The 18,079-nt window shown below is 55.3% G+C and carries 18 protein-coding genes and 1 pseudogene; 8 read left to right on the forward strand and 11 right to left on the reverse strand.

What is annotated here, in order from left to right; genetic code table 11:
- Window positions 1–553: hypothetical protein (locus tag ACG0Z5_RS21470; protein ID WP_394451006.1), on the reverse strand; the 553-nt coding region annotated here is incomplete at its 3' end.
- Window positions 554–1,247: 694 nt separating this feature from the next.
- Here ACG0Z5_RS21470 and ACG0Z5_RS21475 point away from each other — a divergent pair.
- Window positions 1,248–1,394: pseudogene (locus tag ACG0Z5_RS21475) on the forward strand (LysR family transcriptional regulator); the annotation flags it as partial.
- Here the strand turns inward: ACG0Z5_RS21475 and ACG0Z5_RS21480 are convergent.
- From ACG0Z5_RS21480 to ACG0Z5_RS21500, 5 genes are read right to left on the reverse strand one after another with little or no spacing between them, the layout of a single operon-like run.
- A complete protein-coding gene (locus ACG0Z5_RS21480) occupies window positions 1,384–2,355 on the reverse strand; it encodes an ABC transporter ATP-binding protein (protein WP_394451008.1) in 972 nt (323 codons plus the stop codon). The pseudogene ACG0Z5_RS21475 and the gene ACG0Z5_RS21480 sit on opposite strands and share 11 nt — an antisense overlap.
- Window positions 2,352–3,329 (reverse strand): ABC transporter ATP-binding protein, encoded by a 978-nt coding sequence (locus ACG0Z5_RS21485; protein ID WP_394451010.1) that lies wholly within the window; start codon window positions 3,327–3,329, stop codon window positions 2,352–2,354. Before ACG0Z5_RS21485 ends, ACG0Z5_RS21480 begins: the two co-directional genes overlap by 4 nt.
- On the reverse strand, window positions 3,322–4,167 hold the full coding sequence (locus ACG0Z5_RS21490; protein ID WP_394451012.1) for an ABC transporter permease: 846 nt from the start codon (window positions 4,165–4,167) through the stop codon (window positions 3,322–3,324). Before ACG0Z5_RS21490 ends, ACG0Z5_RS21485 begins: the two co-directional genes overlap by 8 nt.
- 6 nt (window positions 4,168–4,173) lie before the next feature.
- Complete coding sequence (locus ACG0Z5_RS21495) at window positions 4,174–5,118, reverse strand: ABC transporter permease (RefSeq protein WP_394451065.1); 945 nt, start codon at window positions 5,116–5,118, stop codon at window positions 4,174–4,176.
- 52 nt (window positions 5,119–5,170) lie between these two features.
- Window positions 5,171–6,763 (reverse strand): ABC transporter substrate-binding protein, encoded by a 1,593-nt coding sequence (locus ACG0Z5_RS21500; protein ID WP_394451014.1) that lies wholly within the window; start codon window positions 6,761–6,763, stop codon window positions 5,171–5,173.
- A gap of 367 nt (window positions 6,764–7,130) precedes the next feature.
- Here ACG0Z5_RS21500 and yghU point away from each other — a divergent pair, with 367 nt between their 5' ends.
- Window positions 7,131–7,997 (forward strand): glutathione-dependent disulfide-bond oxidoreductase, encoded by an 867-nt coding sequence (gene yghU, locus ACG0Z5_RS21505; RefSeq protein ID WP_394451016.1) that lies wholly within the window; start codon window positions 7,131–7,133, stop codon window positions 7,995–7,997.
- A 53-nt stretch (window positions 7,998–8,050) separates the two neighbouring features.
- On the opposite strand, the gene ACG0Z5_RS21510 is transcribed toward yghU, so the two are convergent.
- Together ACG0Z5_RS21510 and ACG0Z5_RS21515 are read right to left on the reverse strand one after the other, a co-directional pair.
- Window positions 8,051–9,601 carry a methyl-accepting chemotaxis protein gene (locus tag ACG0Z5_RS21510; protein WP_394451018.1) on the reverse strand — a complete coding sequence of 517 codons (1,551 nt, stop codon included), beginning with the start codon at window positions 9,599–9,601 and terminating at the stop codon, window positions 8,051–8,053.
- A gap of 128 nt (window positions 9,602–9,729) precedes the next feature.
- Window positions 9,730–10,233 (reverse strand): ESA_00282 family adhesion-associated protein, encoded by a 504-nt coding sequence (locus tag ACG0Z5_RS21515; RefSeq protein ID WP_394451020.1) that lies wholly within the window; start codon window positions 10,231–10,233, stop codon window positions 9,730–9,732.
- A gap of 103 nt (window positions 10,234–10,336) precedes the next feature.
- Here ACG0Z5_RS21515 and ACG0Z5_RS21520 point away from each other — a divergent pair, with 103 nt between their 5' ends.
- On the forward strand, window positions 10,337–10,741 hold the full coding sequence (locus tag ACG0Z5_RS21520) for a hypothetical protein (protein ID WP_394451022.1): 405 nt from the start codon (window positions 10,337–10,339) through the stop codon (window positions 10,739–10,741).
- Window position 10,742: 1 nt separating this feature from the next.
- Window positions 10,743–11,174, forward strand: coding sequence for a cytoplasmic protein (locus ACG0Z5_RS21525; RefSeq protein ID WP_394451024.1), 432 nt, complete (start codon window positions 10,743–10,745; stop codon window positions 11,172–11,174).
- A 63-nt stretch (window positions 11,175–11,237) separates the two neighbouring features.
- On the opposite strand, the gene exbD is transcribed toward ACG0Z5_RS21525, so the two are convergent.
- Both exbD and exbB read right to left on the reverse strand, forming a co-directional pair.
- Window positions 11,238–11,666: a TonB system transport protein ExbD gene (exbD, locus tag ACG0Z5_RS21530; protein ID WP_319628637.1), complete on the reverse strand. Its 429-nt coding sequence runs from the start codon at window positions 11,664–11,666 to the stop codon at window positions 11,238–11,240.
- Window positions 11,667–11,672: 6 nt separating this feature from the next.
- Window positions 11,673–12,404 (reverse strand): tol-pal system-associated acyl-CoA thioesterase, encoded by a 732-nt coding sequence (gene exbB / locus ACG0Z5_RS21535; RefSeq protein WP_394451026.1) that lies wholly within the window; start codon window positions 12,402–12,404, stop codon window positions 11,673–11,675.
- Window positions 12,405–12,655: 251 nt separating this feature from the next.
- Here exbB and metC point away from each other — a divergent pair, with 251 nt between their 5' ends.
- Together metC and yghB are read left to right on the forward strand one after the other, a co-directional pair.
- Window positions 12,656–13,843: a cystathionine beta-lyase gene (metC, locus tag ACG0Z5_RS21540; RefSeq protein WP_394451028.1), complete on the forward strand. Its 1,188-nt coding sequence runs from the start codon at window positions 12,656–12,658 to the stop codon at window positions 13,841–13,843.
- 129 nt (window positions 13,844–13,972) lie between these two features.
- A complete protein-coding gene (gene yghB, locus ACG0Z5_RS21545) occupies window positions 13,973–14,632 on the forward strand; it encodes a DedA family general envelope maintenance protein YghB (protein WP_394451030.1) in 660 nt (219 codons plus the stop codon).
- A 41-nt stretch (window positions 14,633–14,673) separates the two neighbouring features.
- On the opposite strand, the gene ACG0Z5_RS21550 is transcribed toward yghB, so the two are convergent.
- A complete protein-coding gene (locus ACG0Z5_RS21550; protein WP_394451032.1) occupies window positions 14,674–15,573 on the reverse strand; it encodes an AraC family transcriptional regulator N-terminal domain-containing protein in 900 nt (299 codons plus the stop codon).
- 195 nt (window positions 15,574–15,768) lie between these two features.
- Between ACG0Z5_RS21550 and yqhD the strand changes: the two genes are divergently transcribed.
- Together yqhD and dkgA are read left to right on the forward strand one after the other, a co-directional pair.
- A complete protein-coding gene (gene yqhD, locus ACG0Z5_RS21555; RefSeq protein WP_394451034.1) occupies window positions 15,769–16,932 on the forward strand; it encodes an alcohol dehydrogenase in 1,164 nt (387 codons plus the stop codon).
- 174 nt (window positions 16,933–17,106) lie between these two features.
- Entirely contained in the window at window positions 17,107–17,934 is an 828-nt protein-coding gene (dkgA, locus tag ACG0Z5_RS21560; protein WP_319628643.1) for a 2,5-didehydrogluconate reductase DkgA, read from the forward strand.
- The last annotated feature ends 145 nt before the right edge of the window (window positions 17,935–18,079 follow it).

The following is an 18,079-nucleotide window of genomic DNA, read 5'->3' on the forward strand; positions in this document are numbered from 1 at the left end:
TATTGACAGTAGCGCCCGCCATGGCATGACCAGTGAGCTCCGGACGGGCATCGTTAGTCAGACTGCCGTTAGCCAGGTCGCCGGTAATGCCGCCCTGTACGTTGTCTGCCACGCTGTCAATAACCGGTACATCGGGTACAACCGGTACATCCGGGGGCACGATGTCCTGATCAGGGTCGGTGGTGTTGATGTAGTAAGGGTCGGATAAGAAAAGTTTCGAGCTGCCGCCTGGATCAGGCATGACGGCCTGGAAATAATTCAGGGTACCCGGCTCCAGCGGAGTCTCCGGGGTATAGGTCCATGTGCCGTCAGCCTGTACATGGGCGGTGCCGACTTGCACGCTGTTGAGGTAGATGCGAAGGACCACATTTTCGCCATTAGGCACAAACCCCGTCAGTGTTGGCTGCAGGTCATCGGTTTCGCCGAATTTAGCAACCGGGCCCTGTTGCTGACCAGCATGATCGATAACGCTGTCAATGGTAATCAATGAAGTGTAATCGCCGCCAACGTCAGCCAGCATTAAGTCATTTTGTTTTTCTGTGGAATCAGACATCGTGTCCAGTTCTCCATAATCTGTATAATTTAACACTCAGCGCCAGGAATAGAAACGTGCATTCATCTCGACGCTAAATTTAATATGAACAATGAATATTGAATGATGTTTTTATCATCAACCGCAGTGTATCCCGGGGCCTGCCGATCGAGAACCCATCAAAAGTAGAAAAATAAAAACGAAAAAATGAAATACATTAAAAAAACATATGAAGACTGACTAAAATACCCATTTCATCACACGCTAAATCGCCAAAAAGTACATTCCATTTAATATAAAACCGATTTTTAATGAATACAAATAAATGGCTAATACGTAAGCGAATGATTCACAAGCTTACATAACAGGGGGCCTGCGTAGCCTGGCAGATAACCGCAGAGTGGCTCAGTGGTGCAGCAAAATATCCGCAACTCTTTCTTCGGTTAATCTCAGCGGGAACTTGCGTAAAATAGATTTACCGCGTACCGCTCTTAATTTTTTGAAAAATGACTTTAAGTAATCAAGTTATATAAAGTGACACGCACTCCAGGTGATGATAAAGTTCTCGCTGTGTTATTTTACTTATACAGTGTTGCTATTTTGCAAGCCGCCACTCAGGCGGCATTTTTTTGTGAATTGGCCGTTAACTTATTCAGGACTTATACTCTCAGGCTTTATCTCCCGACGTATTACAATATGAGTGCCACGGAAGCGTGGGAGGTTGATGTGCGTGATGCCCGAATGGTGTCCGCCGTTTGGCGGGCTGCGCCTTTATTACCCCGGCAGGCGTCACGTCCCGCCAGGGCTTAAAGCGTTTATCGATTTAGTCCACGACATCCGCGACCGCGGAATTACACCTTAAACAACCAGCAGGCGGTGAAATGACGCGGGGCAATCTCCTGCATCGGCGGCTCCTGCTGCTGGCACACCGGCATCGCCTGCGGGCAGCGGCTGCAAAAACGACAGCCGGTGATCTCCGCCGTTGGGCTCGGGATTTCACCCTTCAGGCCGCCGTGTTCCAGATGACGCACGCGCGGGTCCGGCTGCGGGACTGACGCCAGCAGCGCCCGGGTATAGGGGTGCGCCGGGTGCTGATACAGCTCGCCCGCCGGGGCCACTTCCACCAGCTTGCCGAGGTACATCACCCCAATTCGGCTGGAGATGTGACGCACCATCGACAAATCATGGGCGATAAACAGATAGGTCAGGCCCAGCTCCTGCTGCAAATCTTGCAGGATATTCACCACCTGCGCCTGCACCGACACGTCCAGCGCCGAGAGCGGTTCATCGCACAGCACAAACTCCGGGCGCACCGACAGCGCGCGGGCAATGCTTATCCGCTGGCGCTGGCCGCCGCTGAACTCATGCGGGAAACGCTGCAAATGCTCCTGCTTGAGGCCCACTTTGTCCAACAGCTCTTCGGTGCGTTCGCGCTGCGCCTGCTTATCGTAGCCGTGGATTTGCATCGGTTCAGACACCAGTTGCTGCACCGTCATGCCCGGATTAAGCGACGAATAAGGGTCCTGAAAAATGGCCTGCATCCGGCGGCGTAGCGGCTTGAGCGTTTTCTCTGACGCGTGGGCTATCTCCTGCCCGCCAAAGGAAATCTCGCCGGAGGTGATATCGAACAGGCGCAGCACCGCACGCCCGAGGGTCGATTTCCCACAGCCGGACTCGCCCACCAGGCCGAAGGTTTCACCGGGCAGGATATCGAAACTGACACCATCGACGGCTTTCACCAGGCGGCCTTTGCGCAGCCAGCCGCCGTTCAGGGCATAGTGTTTATGCAGGTCACGCACGCGAATTAACGGTTGCTGGCTCATGCCGGGATCTCCTTGTCCTGCCATAGCCAGCAGGCGGTTCGATGGCCGTTGGCGTTGGAATAAAACGGCGGCTGATGGTCACATTGCGCCATCCGCTGCGGGCAGCGTTCGGCAAACGGACACCCCGGCGGCGGGTTGAGTAACCCCGGCGGCGAGCCTTCAATCGGTGACAGACGATGCTCGGGTTGGTCGGCACGCGGTAGCGAGGCCAGCAGGCCACGGGTATAAGGATGCAGGGGTTGCCAGAAAATATCCTCCACGCTGCCCTCCTCCATCACCTGGCCGCCGTACATCACCACCACCCGGCTGCACACCTGCGCCACCACCCCGAGATCGTGCGTGACCAGCAAAATGGCAGTGCCGGTTTCCTGCTGGAGTGATTTTAGCAGCCGCAGGATCTGCGCCTGGATGGTCACATCCAGCGCGGTGGTCGGTTCATCGGCGATCAACAGATCCGGATTGCACGACAGCGCGATGGCGATCATCACCCGCTGGCGCATCCCGCCGCTGAATTCGTGCGGATACTGGGAGAAACGGCTCTCGGCGTCGGCGATCCCCACCCGCCCCAGCATATCGACGGCTTTGGCTTTCGCCTCGCGTTTCGATAAGCCTTTATTGCGCATCAGGATCTCGGTCATCTGACGGCCAATAGTGACCACCGGATTCAGGGCAGTCATCGGATCCTGGAAAATCATGGCGATATCGTTCCCACGGATCCGTCGCATCTGCTCCGGCGTTTTCCGCGCCAGATCTTCGCCGCGAAAACGCACGCTGCCGCCGGTGATTTTGCCGTTTTTACCGAGCAGTTGAATCACCGATTTACAGGTGACGCTTTTACCGCAGCCGGATTCACCGACGATGCCGACCAGTTCGCCGGGCTGGAGCGCAAAGCTCACCCCACGCACCGAATGTACTTCCCCGTCGCGAGTGAAGAACGCGGTTTGCAGGTTGTCGAGTTCCAGTAAGTTATGCATCGCGATTGGCTCCCGGTTCAAAGGCGGTACGGAACACGTCGCCCAGCACGTTAAAACTGAATACCGTCAGCAGAATAAGAATCCCCGGGAACATCGCCAGCCATGAGGCCTCGCCGATGTAGGACTGCGCATTGTTGAGCATACTGCCCCACGACGCCGCGGGCTGCTGCACGCCGAGCCCCAAAAAGCTCAGCGTGGACTCCATCAAAATCGCCGAGGCGATGTTCAGGGTCGCGGCGACGATAATGGTCGGTAGCACGCCGGGAATGATGTGGCGCACGATAATGTGCAGCGGATGTTCCCCGGCGGCGCGCGCGTACAGCACGTATTCGCGCTCTTTGACCGACAGGGTTTCGGCGCGGATCAGCCGCGACATGTTCATCCACGTCAACAGGCTGATAATCATGATGATGTTATCCACGCCCGGCTTGAGATAGGCGTTCAGCACCAGCAACAGGAAGAACGCCGGGATCGCCAGCAGGATATCGACGGCGCGCATCATCAGGTTGTCGAGCCAGCCGCCGAAATAGCCGCTGACCGTGCCAACCACGGTGCCAATCAGGGTGGAAAATAGCATCACCATAAAGCCGACCATCAATGAAATCTGGCCGCCGTACAGCGCGCGGGTAAAGTAATCCCGGCCATATTCATCGGTGCCAAACCAGTGCGCCGCATCGGGCGGCAACATCCGTGCGCCGAGCGACATCTGGTCCGGATCGTAAGGACTGAACCCCGCTGCCAGCGCCGCGAGAATGAAAATAAACAGCACCAGAAGGGAGAACTGCGCCGGACGATTGCGGCGCAGCTGGTGACGTACGTTTTGCCAGCGTCTGCTCATCGGCGGTTACCTCAGGGTACGAATGCGGGGATCGGCGAAGCGATACAGCAGATCCGCCAGCAGGTTGCCGACGATCAACATCAGCGACGACAGCAGGATGATCGCCATGATCAGCGGGTAATCAAGCGACGAGATGGCCTGGATCCCCAGCAGCCCCATGCCCGGCCAGGAGAATACGCTTTCGGTGACGTACGCGCCGACGATCAGTTCCCCGAACGACAGACCAAACAGGGTGATCACCGGCAGCAGCACGTTTTTCATCACGTGGCGGAACAGAATGGTGCGATATGTCGCACCGTACGCCAGTTGGGTCTGCACGTAATCCGCCGACAGTTGGCTAATGGTGTTGGAGCGCACATAGCGTACGTAGTTCGACAGGTTGTAAAAGGTCAGCGCGATGCACGGCAAAATGCCGTGGCGCACCACGTCGAGCCCGTTATCTTCCACGCCAATGGTACGCATGCCCATACTCGGCAGCCAGTTGAGTTGCACCGCGAACACGGTTACCAGCAGAATGCCGAACCAGAAAATCGGCACTGAAATGCCGATATAGGCGAACAGATTGAGGAAGTGATCCAGCCAGCGATGCTTAAACGCCCCCGCCAACAGGCCGAGCGGCACCGCCAGCACAATCGCCAGCAGTAGCGAGGCGCCCATTAGCCCGAGGGTCGCCGGGATACGTTCGACGATCATCTCCAGCACCGGGCGGTGATAAATCAGCGAGTAGCCTAAATCGCCCTGAAAGACGTTTTTCAGCCACAGGAAGTACTGCGTCACCAGCGGCTTATCCAGCCCCAGGCTATGGCGAATACGCTCGATGTCCTCCGGCGCCATGCGTGGCGTGATGTACGCCTGAACCGGATCGCCCGGCGCGAGTTTCACCAGTAAAAATGCCACCAGCGAAATAAAGAAAAGCATCGGCAGCAGTTGCAGCAGCCGACGCGTTAGCATTGCGTTCACGACATTCCCTTCACAAAAAAGCCCCCTTCCGGGGGCTAACCGATTATTTTTGGTAGATTTTCGACAGGTCCTGGAACATATAAACCGGTTTTGGCTCGGCCTCCTGGGTGCCGCCAAAACGCTTGTCGACCGCCACGGTGGCATTGGTGTACGCAATCGGGTAATAGGTCATTTGCGTGGCGACGGTCTGCTGGATCTGTTTGTAGATCTCGCCGCGTTTGCCCGCATCGGTTTCCACCGCACCTTTATCCCACAGCGCGTCGAACTGCGCGTCTTTGTAGTGCGCGTAGTTATAGGCTTCATTGCTCATGAACAGCGACTTGTAGCCGTCCGGCTCCGCGCCCATGATGTAGCCGCCGAGGTTCAGCTCCCAGGCGGTGTTGTTCATGTCGAGGCTGCGCTGCGACATGGCGTTAGCATCCAGCGGCATCAGCTCAACGTTAATCCCCAGCGCCTTCAGCTGCTGCTGGATATACAGGCTCATGCTCTCCTGAGTTTTGTTGGTGTTCACATACGCCAGACGCAGCTTCAGATTGGCCGGTGCGCCGGAGGCTTTCAGCAGATCTTTGGCTTTTTGCAGGTCGAATTTGTACTGATCCACATCGTCAGAATGGTACAGCGTATCCGGCGTCAGGAACGAGGTGGCCGGTTTGGCGTAATCGAGCGAGGTAAAAGCGGTGGTTACCAGATCGTCTTTGTTAATGGCGTAAGCAATCGCCTGACGCAGTTCCTTGCTCTTCATCACCGGCACGTTCTGGTTGAAGGTCATGTACGCCAGGCGTCCTTCCGGGTAGACCACAAAATCGAATTTCCCCGTGCCTTTCAGGCGTGATACGTCCTGCGGATCGACCATCTTCAGATTGATTTCACCATTTTGCAGCGCCAGGTTAGCGGAGTTGCTGTCTTTGGCGAAACGGTAGGTCACGGAATCGAGCTTCGGCTTGCCGTTCCAGTAATCATCGAAACGCGTCAGGGCGTAATACTGCCCGGCGCGATACTCTTTAAATTTGAACGGACCGGATCCCACAGGGGCGTCGTTTTTGCTGCTCTTTTCCAGATCGCTTTCGTTAGCAAACACGTGCTGCGGAATCGGGTAAATCTGCACCAGGGTGCCGACAAACGCGGCGCTGACCTGCGGCAGGGTAAATTTCACCGTCAGGTCATCCACCTTGCTGACCTGCACCGGCTTGCCGCCAAACATGAACATGCTGCGGAAGAAACTGTGCTGCTTTTCATCGAGCAGTTTCGTAAAGGTGAACACCACATCGTCGGCGGTCAGCGGCTGGCCGTCCTGCCATTTCAGATTCGGTTTCAGCTTGAGGATATAGCTCAGATTATCGGTGGATGGCGTCAGGCTTTCAGCCAGACCCCACTCAATTTTACCGTCGTTGTAGCTGTAGAGCGGCGCGTACAACGCCTGCATCAGCGTGAGCGTGGTGCGGTCGCTGGCGTAAATCGGGTTCACCGCCAACGGGTCGCCGGAGGTAATACCGACGATCAGCGAGCCGCCCTCTTTGGGCGCGGCATTCTGGTCAGCGGCGGGTGCATTTACGGTGTCATTTTTCTTGCCGTCATCGCATCCTGCGAGACTTAAGGCCAGCGAAATCATCGCGGCGGAGAAGACCAACTTGCGCATGCTTATTTAACCCCTTCCCATCATCATTATTATTGTCTGCCAACGAGCGCAGTTCAGCGCGCATATTGGAGCCTTTCCCATGCAATTTGAAATGCGTTTTTCGCTTAAGCTTATATCCGAAATTACCCCCTATACCCTGCATACTTCGAGTTGCAGGAAGGCGGCAAAAGAACGAATCCCCAGGAGCTTACTTGAGTAAGTGACTGGGGTGAGAGAATGCAGCCAACGCATCTGCAGCTTGAAGTATGAAGGGTATATAAGATGTTTTTAAAATAAGCCGTTACGACGATCACGCTCTCATTGTTAAAGCTCGGCTTTATCACCTGCTACACTCCGTCAATACCTCAACCAACAGGGTGGTTTTTCTATGTCTAAAAATGAGTATCAACCTCCGAAAGTCTGGGAGTGGAAGCAAAACAACGGCGGCGCGTTCGCCAACATCAACCGTCCGGTCTCTGGCCCAACCCATGAAAAAGCGCTGCCGGTGGGCACGCACCCGTTGCAGCTTTACTCCCTCGGGACGCCAAACGGGCAGAAAGTGACGATCATGCTTGAAGAGCTGTTGGCACTCGGCGTGACCGGCGCGGAGTACGACGCGTGGATGATCCGCATCGGCGACGGGGATCAGTTCTCGAGCGGTTTTGTCGATGTGAACCCGAACTCAAAAATTCCGGCGCTGAGCGATCACTCGGTCAATCCGCCGCTGCGAGTGTTTGAATCCGGATCGATCCTGCTGTATCTGGCGGAGAAATTCGGTCACTTCCTGCCGAAAGATCCTGCGGGGCGTACCGAAACGCTGAACTGGCTGTTCTGGCTCCAGGGCGCCGCCCCGTTCCTCGGCGGCGGCTTTGGCCATTTCTATCACTATGCCCCGGTGAAAATTGAGTACGCGATTGACCGCTTCACCATGGAAGCGAAGCGTCAGCTCGACGTGCTCGATAAGCAGCTGGCGCGCGGCCGCTATGTGGCGGGCGAGGAGTACACCATTGCCGATATGGCGGTCTGGCCGTGGTACGGCAATGTGGTACTCGGTGCGGCGTATAACGCGGCGGAATTCCTTGATGCCGGAAGCTACAAAAACGTGCTGCGCTGGGCGCAGGATGTCGGCAACCGTCCGGCGGTCAAACGTGGGCGCATCGTTAACCGTGCCCAGGGCCCGCTGAACGAGCAGTTGCATGAGCGCCACTCGGCCAGCGATTTCGATACCAATACTGAGGATAAGCGTCAGGGTTAATACCCTTCCGTCGACCGGGTGTACTCACCCGGTCATTTCAGGCCGTCGCCGTGTCAGGCATTCGACAGACGGAATTTCTGCACCGACTGCTGTAAGGCATGGGTTTGCTGCTCCAGCGCCGATGCGGCGGCGGACACCTGTTCCACCAGCGAGGCGTTTTGCTGCGTGACGCTGTCCATCTGCGTGATTGCCACGCCCACCTGCGATATCCCTTTGCTCTGTTCCGCCGACGCGCTGGCAATCTGCTTCATGATGGTGGTCACTTCCTGCACTGCACGCAGAATGGCGTCCATGGTGTTACCGGTGTCATTCACCAGCTGCACCCCGCTGTCGATGCGGGTCACGGAGTCAGCAATTAAGCTTTCAATCTCTTTCGCCGCGCCCGCGCTGCGACTGGCGAGGTTACGCACTTCGCCTGCCACTACCGCAAAACCACGGCCCTGTTCGCCCGCCCGCGCCGCTTCCACCGCGGCATTCAGCGCCAGAATATTGGTCTGAAACGCGATGCTGTTGATGACGGTGGTTATCTCGGCAATTTTCTTTGAGCTGTCGGAGATGCCGGACATGGTGTCGACCACCTTGTCGACCAGCGAGCCGCCCTTGCTGGCGGTGTGTGATGCCGCCTGCGCCAGGTCGCTGGCCTGCTGTGCGTTATCGGCATTGAGTTTCACCGTCGCCGTCAATTGCTCCATGCTCGCCGCCGTTTCTTCCAGCGCCGAGGCCTGTTCTTCGGTACGCGAAGAGAGGTCGTTATTGCCGGACGAAATTTCCGTCGCACCGCGCCAGATATTTTCGCTGCCGTGACGAATGGTGCTGACGGCCTCGCGCAGGCTGTCCTGCATCGCATTCAGCAGCGGCACCAGTTGGCCGACACAGTTGCGACCAAACGACGCCATCGGCTGGCTGAGATCGCCCTGCGCCATCAGGCGGAAGTGTTGTTGCACGCGAGACAGCGGTTTCACCAGCATCGCCACCAGATAGCGGTCGGAGAACAGGAGCAGTAACAAGCCGATGATGACGGCACTGATGATTAACGTCCGGGTGACCGACGTGAGGTGATCGACCACCACGCGCGTGTTGTCCAGCGCGACGCTGGCGCGGGCGTTAAATTTCTCGGTGCTGGCACCGAAGGCGCGACTTAAGGCAGGCGTTACGTTGGTGGCCTGCTGGCGATAGTCCTCTGCAGAACCCTGCGCTGCCAGTGCCATCTGGCGAGCCACGCCGTTATCGAGCAGCGCCTGCCAGTTGGCAATCGTGTCGGCAGAAACCTGCGTATCCATTGGGCCGGGCGACACCGCCTTCAGCGCCTCCAGCTTACTGCGCATGTTATCCAGCGCCTGCTGCGCGGGAGCGAAATCCGCCGCGTTGCCCGCCGCTTTGGCCTCCATCGCTCGACCCAGCCGGGTCACAAAACGAAAATACTGGTCATTGCCCTGGCTCAGCAGAGTCATTTGGGTGACCAGTTCCCGGTCAACCTGATTGCCCTCGGCCACCTTCGACAGCGAGTACACGCTGTACAGCCCAACACCGGACCACAGCAAACCAAAAATCCCGAGGATGACCAGCATGACCATCCGAATGGTAAAGTTACGAAGCAAATGCATAAATTCTCCTGGCCGTTGCAAGGGTATTGTGACACGCGTCACAATCCACCTCGTTATCGGCAGAACCTGGAGAATTCATAACGTTTTGTGATTATTTTTTTGTGAAATTTTTAAGTTGGGTGTGAGGATTACAACGCTTGCGGATCCACATGCGGGCGCTGATACTCCGGCCACACCAGCGCCACCAGGGACGGATAGGCGTCGAGGCTAAATTCACGAAAGCACTGCTGCAGGTTCAACACGTCGAGATCACCGTGCGAGACCTTTTCGCCATTTACGCAGCGTTTTTTTATATTATCGTAATATTTATACACCGCCGAATTGAGATCGCTGCAGCGTCGCTGGGCCTCAAATAACCCTGCGGTAGCATTTAATTCGGTGATACTCATGCGTTTTATGGTGGCATGAAGAAAATCAATATATTCATGATTGACGCGCCAGTACCATACCGGCGTTATCGCATTCATCAGCACCGAAAAATGGTCTTCACCTTCTTCTTTGCTTAGCAATTTCGCCTGCGGTGGTTGAGGTTTTTCGTTCACCACCTCATTTTTAAACAGACCAGAGATGACGATAAGAATAACAACGGTAAGTAATAGCAGCGCTATCACAAAATAGATAATACTGTTCATGGTTTACTCCATTTTTTTTGATTTTAAATTTACGCCATGATATTGTCAACGAACCTCACATCTTTATCTCTCCTATCCTGTTGAAAATAAAAGGACATCAGGCATGATACCCGAGTCACTGATCCCGGCCCATTTTCACATCTCAAACCCAGAGTCAGCGCCCGGTGTAGCAGAAAATAATGCTGATTTAACTCAGGGCAAGATAACTCTCGACAATTTCGAAGCAGATATATTAGCCGCCCCGGTACGTCATGGTCAGTCGCGCAATATGCTGCTGGAAGAGCGTGACCGTCATATTAAAGACAGGCTATTTCGGGTCATGAAAATCGAAGCCTATGCCCGTGTTCTGAACGACCTTCAAATGGAAGCGGAAATTGATAACCAGGAATTAAGTCAAATTATTGCCGAGTACACCGATAAAATAAATGAGGCCGGGAATGAAATTTGGCTTAATTTGATCACGCAAGAAAAAACAGCGTCTCTTTTTTACGACTTTCAGGCTGAGTAAAATGAAAGAGGGTGATAATAATAACGTTTATTTGACTTTAGACGACAAAAACAGCGATGCGGTGATCCTGAAGCATAATCTTCAGGCACTGAAAAATGAGAAAAATGCGGTAATTGAAGAAACCGCGAAAGCGCTGGTGTCGATTCCCGCCGCGCTGGTACGCATGAAATGGCAGTACCGCCGCGAGATTTACGCTTTCCAGGTGAAAGAGGAAATTTACGGCGCAGCGCTGGCCGAGGTAATCAGCCGTAATCCGCAACTCAAAGAGAAAGTTCTCGCGCATATCGAAGCCAGCTATCAACACCTACTGGGGCGCGAAATCGCCACCCTGCGCCTGAGCCGTAAACTGGCCGACGGCAACTGCCGCACCGCCTGCGTCAATATCGTCGCGCCTCAGGAGCCTCTCCCCACCTCAGCAACGAAGAAAGCCTGAATCAACGCACATAAAAAAACCGGCGCATGGCCGGTTCTTTGTTTATAGCGGTAATGATGCCGATTATTTCGCGGCGGCTGCGTGCTCTTCGCCCACCAGACCGATTTTCAGATACCCCGCCTGGTGCAGCGTATCCATCACCTTCATCATCGTTTCGTAGTTCACGGTTTTATCCGCCCGGAAGAAGATGGTGGTGTCTTTCTTGCCTTCGGTCTGCGCGTTAATCGCATTTACCATCGTTTCTTCGGTGACCGGATCGTTACCGAGGAACATGCTGTTGTCCGCTTTCACCGACAGGTACACCGGTTTCTCCGGGCGCGGCTGTGGCTGGCTGGAAGAGGCTGGCAGATTCACCTTCACGTCTACGGTCGCCAGCGGGGCGGCCACCATGAAGATAATCAGCAGAACCAGCATGACGTCGATGAACGGCGTCACGTTGATCTCATGCATTTCGCCGTTATCGTCCAGATTTTCGTTAAGACGCATTGCCATTGGCTATCACCCTACCCGCAGTTTCTGCGCGGTACGCACCGGCTGAGCGCCGCTGTTGTTGAGGTCAAGATCACGGCTTTGCAGCAGCAGAACCTGCGCCGCGACATCACCGAGCAGCGCTTTGTGGCTGCCAATCATGCGGGCGAAAATGTTGTAGATAACCACGGCTGGGATCGCGGCGAACAGGCCGATAGCGGTCGCCAGCAGCGCTTCGGCGATGCCCGGTGCCACGACGGCGAGGTTCGTCGTCTGGGTCTGGGCGATGCCGATGAAGCTGTTCATGATGCCCCATACGGTGCCAAACAGGCCGATAAACGGTGAAATCGCCCCGATAGTTGCCAGATAACCGTTCCCCCGGCCCATGTGACGACCGGCGGCCGCCACGCGGCGCTCCAGACGGAAACCGGTACGCTCTTTAATGCCTTCGTTATCTTCAGCACCTTCGGAGAGTTCCAGCTCGTTCTGCGCTTCGTTCAGCAGTTGGAGGCTGAGGCTTTTCGCCGGGAAGGCTGCGGCAATGTCGCTGGCCTGGTTCAGAGAGCGGGCTTCGCCCAACAGCTGCTGCTCACGCTTGAGGCGGCGCTTTTGCGACAGCAGTTCGGTACTTTTACTGAAGAAGATTGCCCAGGTGACGACCGATGCCAGAATCAGGCCGATCATAACTACCTTAACCACGATGTCGGCATGATGATACATACCCCAAACGGAGAGATCCGCCTGCATCAAATTATTACCCACTCTGTTTCTCCAGGATCTAAATCACAAAATCTGCTCGTAATCATATCAAAACGACGTCGAATTGATAGTCGTTCTCATTACTATTTACATATTGACGCAATCATCGCTACGTTTCCTTGCGCTGACGCAGTAAAAAAGGCGCTTTGACGCGTTCCGGCAAAATTTTCTGCTTAATCTCGTTGGGTGTCGTACATCCCCGAACAATCATGCTAGTTTAGACGTCCAGACGTATAAAAACAGGTAGATAGAACATGTCCAACAAACAACTTGATACCGTGCTGGTGAACGCTGGCCGGAGTAAAAAATTCACTCAGGGATCGGTGAACAGCGTTATCCAGCGCGCGTCCTCCCTGGTTTTCGACACTGTGGAAGCAAAGAAGCACGCCACCCGCAATCGCGCCAAAGGTGAGTTGTTTTACGGGCGTCGCGGGACGCTGACCCATTTCTCGTTGCAGGAAGCCATGTGCGAACTGGAAGGGGGAGCCGGTTGCGCTCTGTTCCCGTGCGGTGCGGCGGCGGTGGCGAACACGATTCTGGCATTTGTTGAACAGGGCGATCATGTGCTGATGACCAACAGCGCCTATGAACCGAGCCAGGATTTCAGCACCAAAATTCTTAAAAAACTCGGGGTCACGACCGGCTGGTTCGATCCCATGATTGGGGCCGGGATTGCCGATTTGATCCAGCCGAATACTAAAGTGGTGTTCCTGGAATCACCGGGCTCGATCACCATGGAAGTGCATGATGTGCCCGCCATCGTCAGCGCGGTTCGCCGCGTGGCCCCGGACGCCGTCATTATGATCGACAACACCTGGGCGGCGGGCGTGCTGTTCAAGGCGCTCGAGTTCGATATCGATATCTCCATTCAGGCGGCCACCAAATACCTGATTGGCCATTCCGATGGCATGATCGGCACCGCCGTCGCCAACGCCCGCTGCTGGGATCAGCTGCGTGAGAATGCCTATCTGATGGGCCAGATGGTTGATGCCGACACCGCCTATATGACCAGCCGTGGTCTGCGTACTCTCGGGGTCCGTCTGCGTCAGCATCACGACAGTAGCGTTAAAATTGCCGAATGGCTGGCACAGCATCCACAGGTTGAGCGGGTCAATCACCCAGCCCTGCCGGGCAGTAAAGGACACGAGTTCTGGAAACGAGACTTTACGGGCAGCAGCGGTCTGTTCTCATTCATTCTGAAAAAACGGCTTACCGACAGCGAACTGGCGGCCTATCTCGACAACTTTACGCTGTTCAGCATGGCTTACTCCTGGGGCGGCTATGAGTCGTTAATTCTGCCGACCCAGCCGGAGCAACTCGCAGAAATCCGCCCTGACGGCAAGCCTGACTTCAGCGGGACGCTGATTCGTCTGCACGTTGGTTTAGAGAATGTTGACGATCTTCTCCAGGATTTGTCGGCAGGTTTTGAACGCATCGTGTAAAGTGGCATCCGATGGACACAATTTCAGACAGTCCCGCTAAAACTGCCTGCATTGTTGCGCCTGGGATCAAGGCATCCCGGGCGATTCAGGAGTACAATACTCAGAAAATGTTAGTCCACAGGAAAGTCCATGGTTGTTATCCAGCACATTGCCGCCGCACTCTGGCAGCATGATTTCGCCGCACTGGCCGATCCCCACGTCGTAGGCGTGGTGTATCTGGTCATGTTTGCGACGCTATTTTTAGAAAATGGTCTGCTTCCGGCGTCGTTCTTGCCGGGCGATAGCCTGTTGCTGCTCGCCGGGGCGCTGATCGCCAAAGGCGTGATGGATTTTGTTCCGACGCTGGCGATTCTGACCGCTGCCGCCAGTCTGGGCTGCTGGCTGAGCTATATTCAGGGCCGCTGGCTGGGCAACACCAAAACGGTGAAAGGCTGGCTGGCGCAATTACCGACCAAATACCACGAACGCGCCACCTGCATGTTTGACCGCCACGGTCTGCTGGCGCTGCTCGCCGGGCGTTTTCTGGCGTTTGTTCGCACTCTGCTGCCCACCATGGCAGGCATTTCGGGTTTGTCGAATCGCCGCTTCCAGTTCTTTAACTGGCTGAGCGCCCTGCTGTGGGTCGGCGTCGTGACCGGCCTCGGCTATGCCCTGAGCATGATCCCGTTCGTCAAACGCCATGAAGACCAGGTGATGACGTTCCTGATGATCCTGCCGATTTTCCTGCTGGTTGCCGGCCTGCTCGGTACGGTTTTCGTGGTCATTAAGAAGAAGTATTGCAGCGCCTGAAGGCGCTGTTCCCCCCACCCTCGCCCTAAGGCGCGAGGGGATTAAACGCCCTGCATTCCTCTAATACGCGCCGCATCCTCGCCCGGCGTGATGCCGAAATAGCGCTTAAACTCCCGACTGAACTGCGATGCGCTTTCATACCCGACTTTCATCGCCGCGGTGCTGGCCTTTAAGCCATCGTGCACCATCATCATGCGCGCCTTGTGCAAGCGGTACGTTTTCAGGTACTGCAACGGCGAGGTGCTGGTCACCGATTTGAAGTTGTGGTGAAACGCCGAAACGCTCATGTTGGCTTCCGCCGCCAGCTGATCGACGCTGAGGTTTTCGGTGTACTGACTTTCAATCCGCTTCAGCACCCGGCTTATCAGGCTGAAATGCGTCTGGCGACTCACCAGCGCCAGCAACGCCCCGCCCCCTGGCCCCATCAGCACGTGATAAAGCATCTCACGGATGATTTGTTTGCCGAGAATACGCGCATCCAGCGGGCGCTCCATCACATCCAGCAGGCGTTCTGCCGCACAGAGAATTTCATCGGACAGCTTCGCCGAGTTGATCCCGCTCGCCGCCATTGACGGCTGAAACAGCTCGTCTTCGCCGATGTCCATCAGCAGCTCCTGCAATTGCAGAATATCGACGTTCAGACGCAGGCCCGCCAGGGGCACTTCCGGGGTGGCGAAGGTTTCGCATTCAAACGGCAGCGGCACGGTCAGCAGCAGGTATTCCGTGGCATCGTAGCGGAAAACACGCTCGTTGATATGGCCGATTTTATGGCCTGAAAAGAGGAAAACTATACCAGGCTGGTACATCACCGGGGTGCGGGTGCCCGGCTGAGTGCCGTACAACAGGCGGATATCTGGCAACAGCTGAGTCAGCGTTTCTTCATTATTTTTCAGCTGCTTAATCTTATCGGTCAGCAGCAGACAGGTCTCTTCACGATTCATTTTTGGCGGTATCCGGGGCGTATTACGATGGATGTATTGTGGACACAATTATTCATATTCTCCAGTCATCAGGAGAAATGGGCAATACATCGGCAGGAATGTGCATTGAGACAAACAGACCACAGGACCACAATAACCCCCATCAGATAGCCCTGTCGCTATCGTCTTTTTCACCCGTAATGAAGGGAATAAGCCATGTTTAATTTCAACCTGCACACTCCAACCCGCATTTTATTTGGTAAAGACGCTATCGCAGACCTGCGGGCGCAAATCCCGGCCAATGCCCGTGTCCTCGTCACCTACGGCGGCGGCAGCGTCAAAAAGACCGGCGTGCTGGACCAGGTGCTGAGCGCCCTGAACGGTCTGGACGTGCTGGAATTCGGCGGTATCGAACCAAACCCATCTTATGAAACGCTGATGAACGCGGTGAAAATTGCCCGCGAACAGAACGTCACTTTCCTGCTGGCGGTCGGCGGTGGTTCGGTGCTCGATGGCACTAAATTTATTGCGGCAGCCGCGCATTATGCTGACGGTGTCGATCCTTGGGAAATCCTGCAAACCGGCGGGGCAAACATCAAAAGCGCGATCCCAATGGGCTCCGTGCTGACCCTGCCAGCCACCGGTTCAGAATCCAACATGGGCGCGGTCATTTCCCGTAAAACCACCGGTGACAAACAGGCGTTCATGAACCCGAACGTGCAGCCGGTGTTTGCGATCCTTGATCCGGTATACACCTATACCCTGCCACCGCGTCAGGTTGCTAACGGCGTGGTGGATGCCTTCGTACATACCGTTGAGCAGTACGTAACGTATCCGGTGAACGCCAAAATTCAGGACCGTTTCGCCGAAGGCATTCTGCTGACGCTGGTAGAAGAAGGCCCGAAAGCGCTGAAAGAGCCAGAAAACTACGACGTGCGTGCCAACGTAATGTGGGCTGCAACGCAGGCGCTGAATGGCCTGATTGGTGCAGGCGTGCCGCAGGACTGGGCGACCCATATGCTCGGCCATGAACTGACCGCGATGCATGGGCTGGATCATGCGCAGACGCTGGCGGTGGTTCTGCCTGCCCTGTGGAATGAAAAACGCGATACCAAACGCGCCAAACTGCTGCAATACGCAGAACGCGTATGGAACATCACCGAAGGTTCTGACGATGCGCGTATCGATGCCGCGATTGCTAAAACCCGTGAGTTCTTCGAAGCGATGGGCGTGCCAACGCGTCTGTCCGGTTATGGCCTGGACGGCAGCTCCATCCCGGCTCTGCTGAAAAAACTCGAAGAGCACGGCATGACCCAAATCGGCGAAAATCAGGATATTACCCTTGAGGTGAGCCGTCGTATTTACGAAGCCGCGCGCTAAGCGATTTCCCGCTTAACCTTTCGTTTTCTCGTATTTCGTCCAGACTTAATGCTACTACTTCACCGGAGTGCCTGATGTGCTCCGGTGATTTTCATCAAGCCCTAATAATTCGAATTGCAGGCACGCAGCCCACGCGCCTGCAATGTGAAGTATGACGGGCGTAAGGAGGAATGCATGACACATCCAACCGTAATCAAGCTACAGGACGGCAACGTAATGCCGCAACTGGGACTCGGCGTGTGGAAAGCAAGCAACGAGGACGTGGTTACCGCCATTCATAAAGCGCTGGAGGTCGGCTATCGGTCTATCGATACCGCCGCCGCGTATAAAAATGAAGATGGCGTCGGTAAAGCATTAGCCAGCGCAGGCGTCGCGCGCGACGATCTGTTCATCACCACTAAGCTGTGGAACGACGATCAGAAGCGCCCGGCAGACGCGCTTCAGGAAAGCCTCGATAAACTGCAGCTCGATTTTGTCGATCTGTATCTGATGCACTGGCCGGTTCCGGCTATCGATCACTACGTTGAAGCCTGGCGCGGGATGATCAAACTGCAAGAACAGGGTCTGGTGAAGAGCATCGGCGTGTGTAATTTCCAGGTGCATCACCTGCAACGCCTGATTGACGAAACGGGCGTTACGCCCGTTATCAATCAAATAGAACTTCATCCTTTGATGCAGCAGCGTCAATTGCACTCCTGGAACGCAACCCACAAGATCCAAACCGAATCGTGGAGCCCGTTGGCGCAGGGCGGCGAAGGGGTGTTTGACCAGACGATTATTCGCCATCTGGCGGAGAAGTATGGCAAAACGCCCGCGCAGATTGTCATCCGTTGGCATCTCGACAGTGGGCTGGTGGTTATCCCGAAATCAGTGACCCCTTCGCGCATCGCGGAAAACTTCGACGTCTGGGATTTCCGTCTCGATAAAGATGAGCTCGGTGAAATAGCCAAGCTGGATCAGGGCAAACGCCTTGGGCCGGACCCGGATCAATTCGGCGGATAATCTTCGCCAATAAATACTGCGCCCCATCCTGGTGGGGTGCAGCCCATTTTAATATAGCGTGAAGACGTTCTACAGAATAAATATTAGCCCTAATCCTTTTGTATTAGCATCACGGTAAGATAATCGGTAAGATGATGTTAATTCA

This window comes from Scandinavium sp. M-37 (assembly GCF_043558715.1).
Taxonomy (GTDB): Bacteria; Pseudomonadota; Gammaproteobacteria; order Enterobacterales; family Enterobacteriaceae; genus Scandinavium; species Scandinavium vulneris_A.

Excerpts from the sequence above, each read along its gene's own strand:
- ACG0Z5_RS21550 (WP_394451032.1), bottom strand. The coding sequence starts at position 15,573 with ATGAATCGTGAAGAGACCTGTCTGCTGCTGACCGATAAGATTAAGCAG.
- yqhD (WP_394451034.1), top strand. The coding sequence starts at position 15,769 with ATGTTTAATTTCAACCTGCACACTCCAACCCGCATTTTATTTGGTAAA.
- ACG0Z5_RS21485 (WP_394451010.1), bottom strand. The coding sequence starts at position 3,329 with ATGCATAACTTACTGGAACTCGACAACCTGCAAACCGCGTTCTTCACT.
- ACG0Z5_RS21500 (WP_394451014.1), bottom strand. The coding sequence starts at position 6,763 with ATGCGCAAGTTGGTCTTCTCCGCCGCGATGATTTCGCTGGCCTTAAGT.
- ACG0Z5_RS21490 (WP_394451012.1), bottom strand. The coding sequence starts at position 4,167 with ATGAGCAGACGCTGGCAAAACGTACGTCACCAGCTGCGCCGCAATCGT.
- ACG0Z5_RS21525 (WP_394451024.1), top strand. The coding sequence starts at position 10,743 with ATGAAAGAGGGTGATAATAATAACGTTTATTTGACTTTAGACGACAAA.
- dkgA (WP_319628643.1), top strand. The coding sequence starts at position 17,107 with ATGACACATCCAACCGTAATCAAGCTACAGGACGGCAACGTAATGCCG.
- ACG0Z5_RS21520 (WP_394451022.1), top strand. The coding sequence starts at position 10,337 with ATGATACCCGAGTCACTGATCCCGGCCCATTTTCACATCTCAAACCCA.
- ACG0Z5_RS21510 (WP_394451018.1), bottom strand. The coding sequence starts at position 9,601 with ATGCATTTGCTTCGTAACTTTACCATTCGGATGGTCATGCTGGTCATC.
- ACG0Z5_RS21480 (WP_394451008.1), bottom strand. The coding sequence starts at position 2,355 with ATGAGCCAGCAACCGTTAATTCGCGTGCGTGACCTGCATAAACACTAT.
- ACG0Z5_RS21515 (WP_394451020.1), bottom strand. The coding sequence starts at position 10,233 with ATGAACAGTATTATCTATTTTGTGATAGCGCTGCTATTACTTACCGTT.
- yghU (WP_394451016.1), top strand. The coding sequence starts at position 7,131 with ATGTCTAAAAATGAGTATCAACCTCCGAAAGTCTGGGAGTGGAAGCAA.
- exbD (WP_319628637.1), bottom strand. The coding sequence starts at position 11,666 with ATGGCAATGCGTCTTAACGAAAATCTGGACGATAACGGCGAAATGCAT.
- yghB (WP_394451030.1), top strand. The coding sequence starts at position 13,973 with ATGGTTGTTATCCAGCACATTGCCGCCGCACTCTGGCAGCATGATTTC.
- ACG0Z5_RS21495 (WP_394451065.1), bottom strand. The coding sequence starts at position 5,118 with ATGCTAACGCGTCGGCTGCTGCAACTGCTGCCGATGCTTTTCTTTATT.
- metC (WP_394451028.1), top strand. The coding sequence starts at position 12,656 with ATGTCCAACAAACAACTTGATACCGTGCTGGTGAACGCTGGCCGGAGT.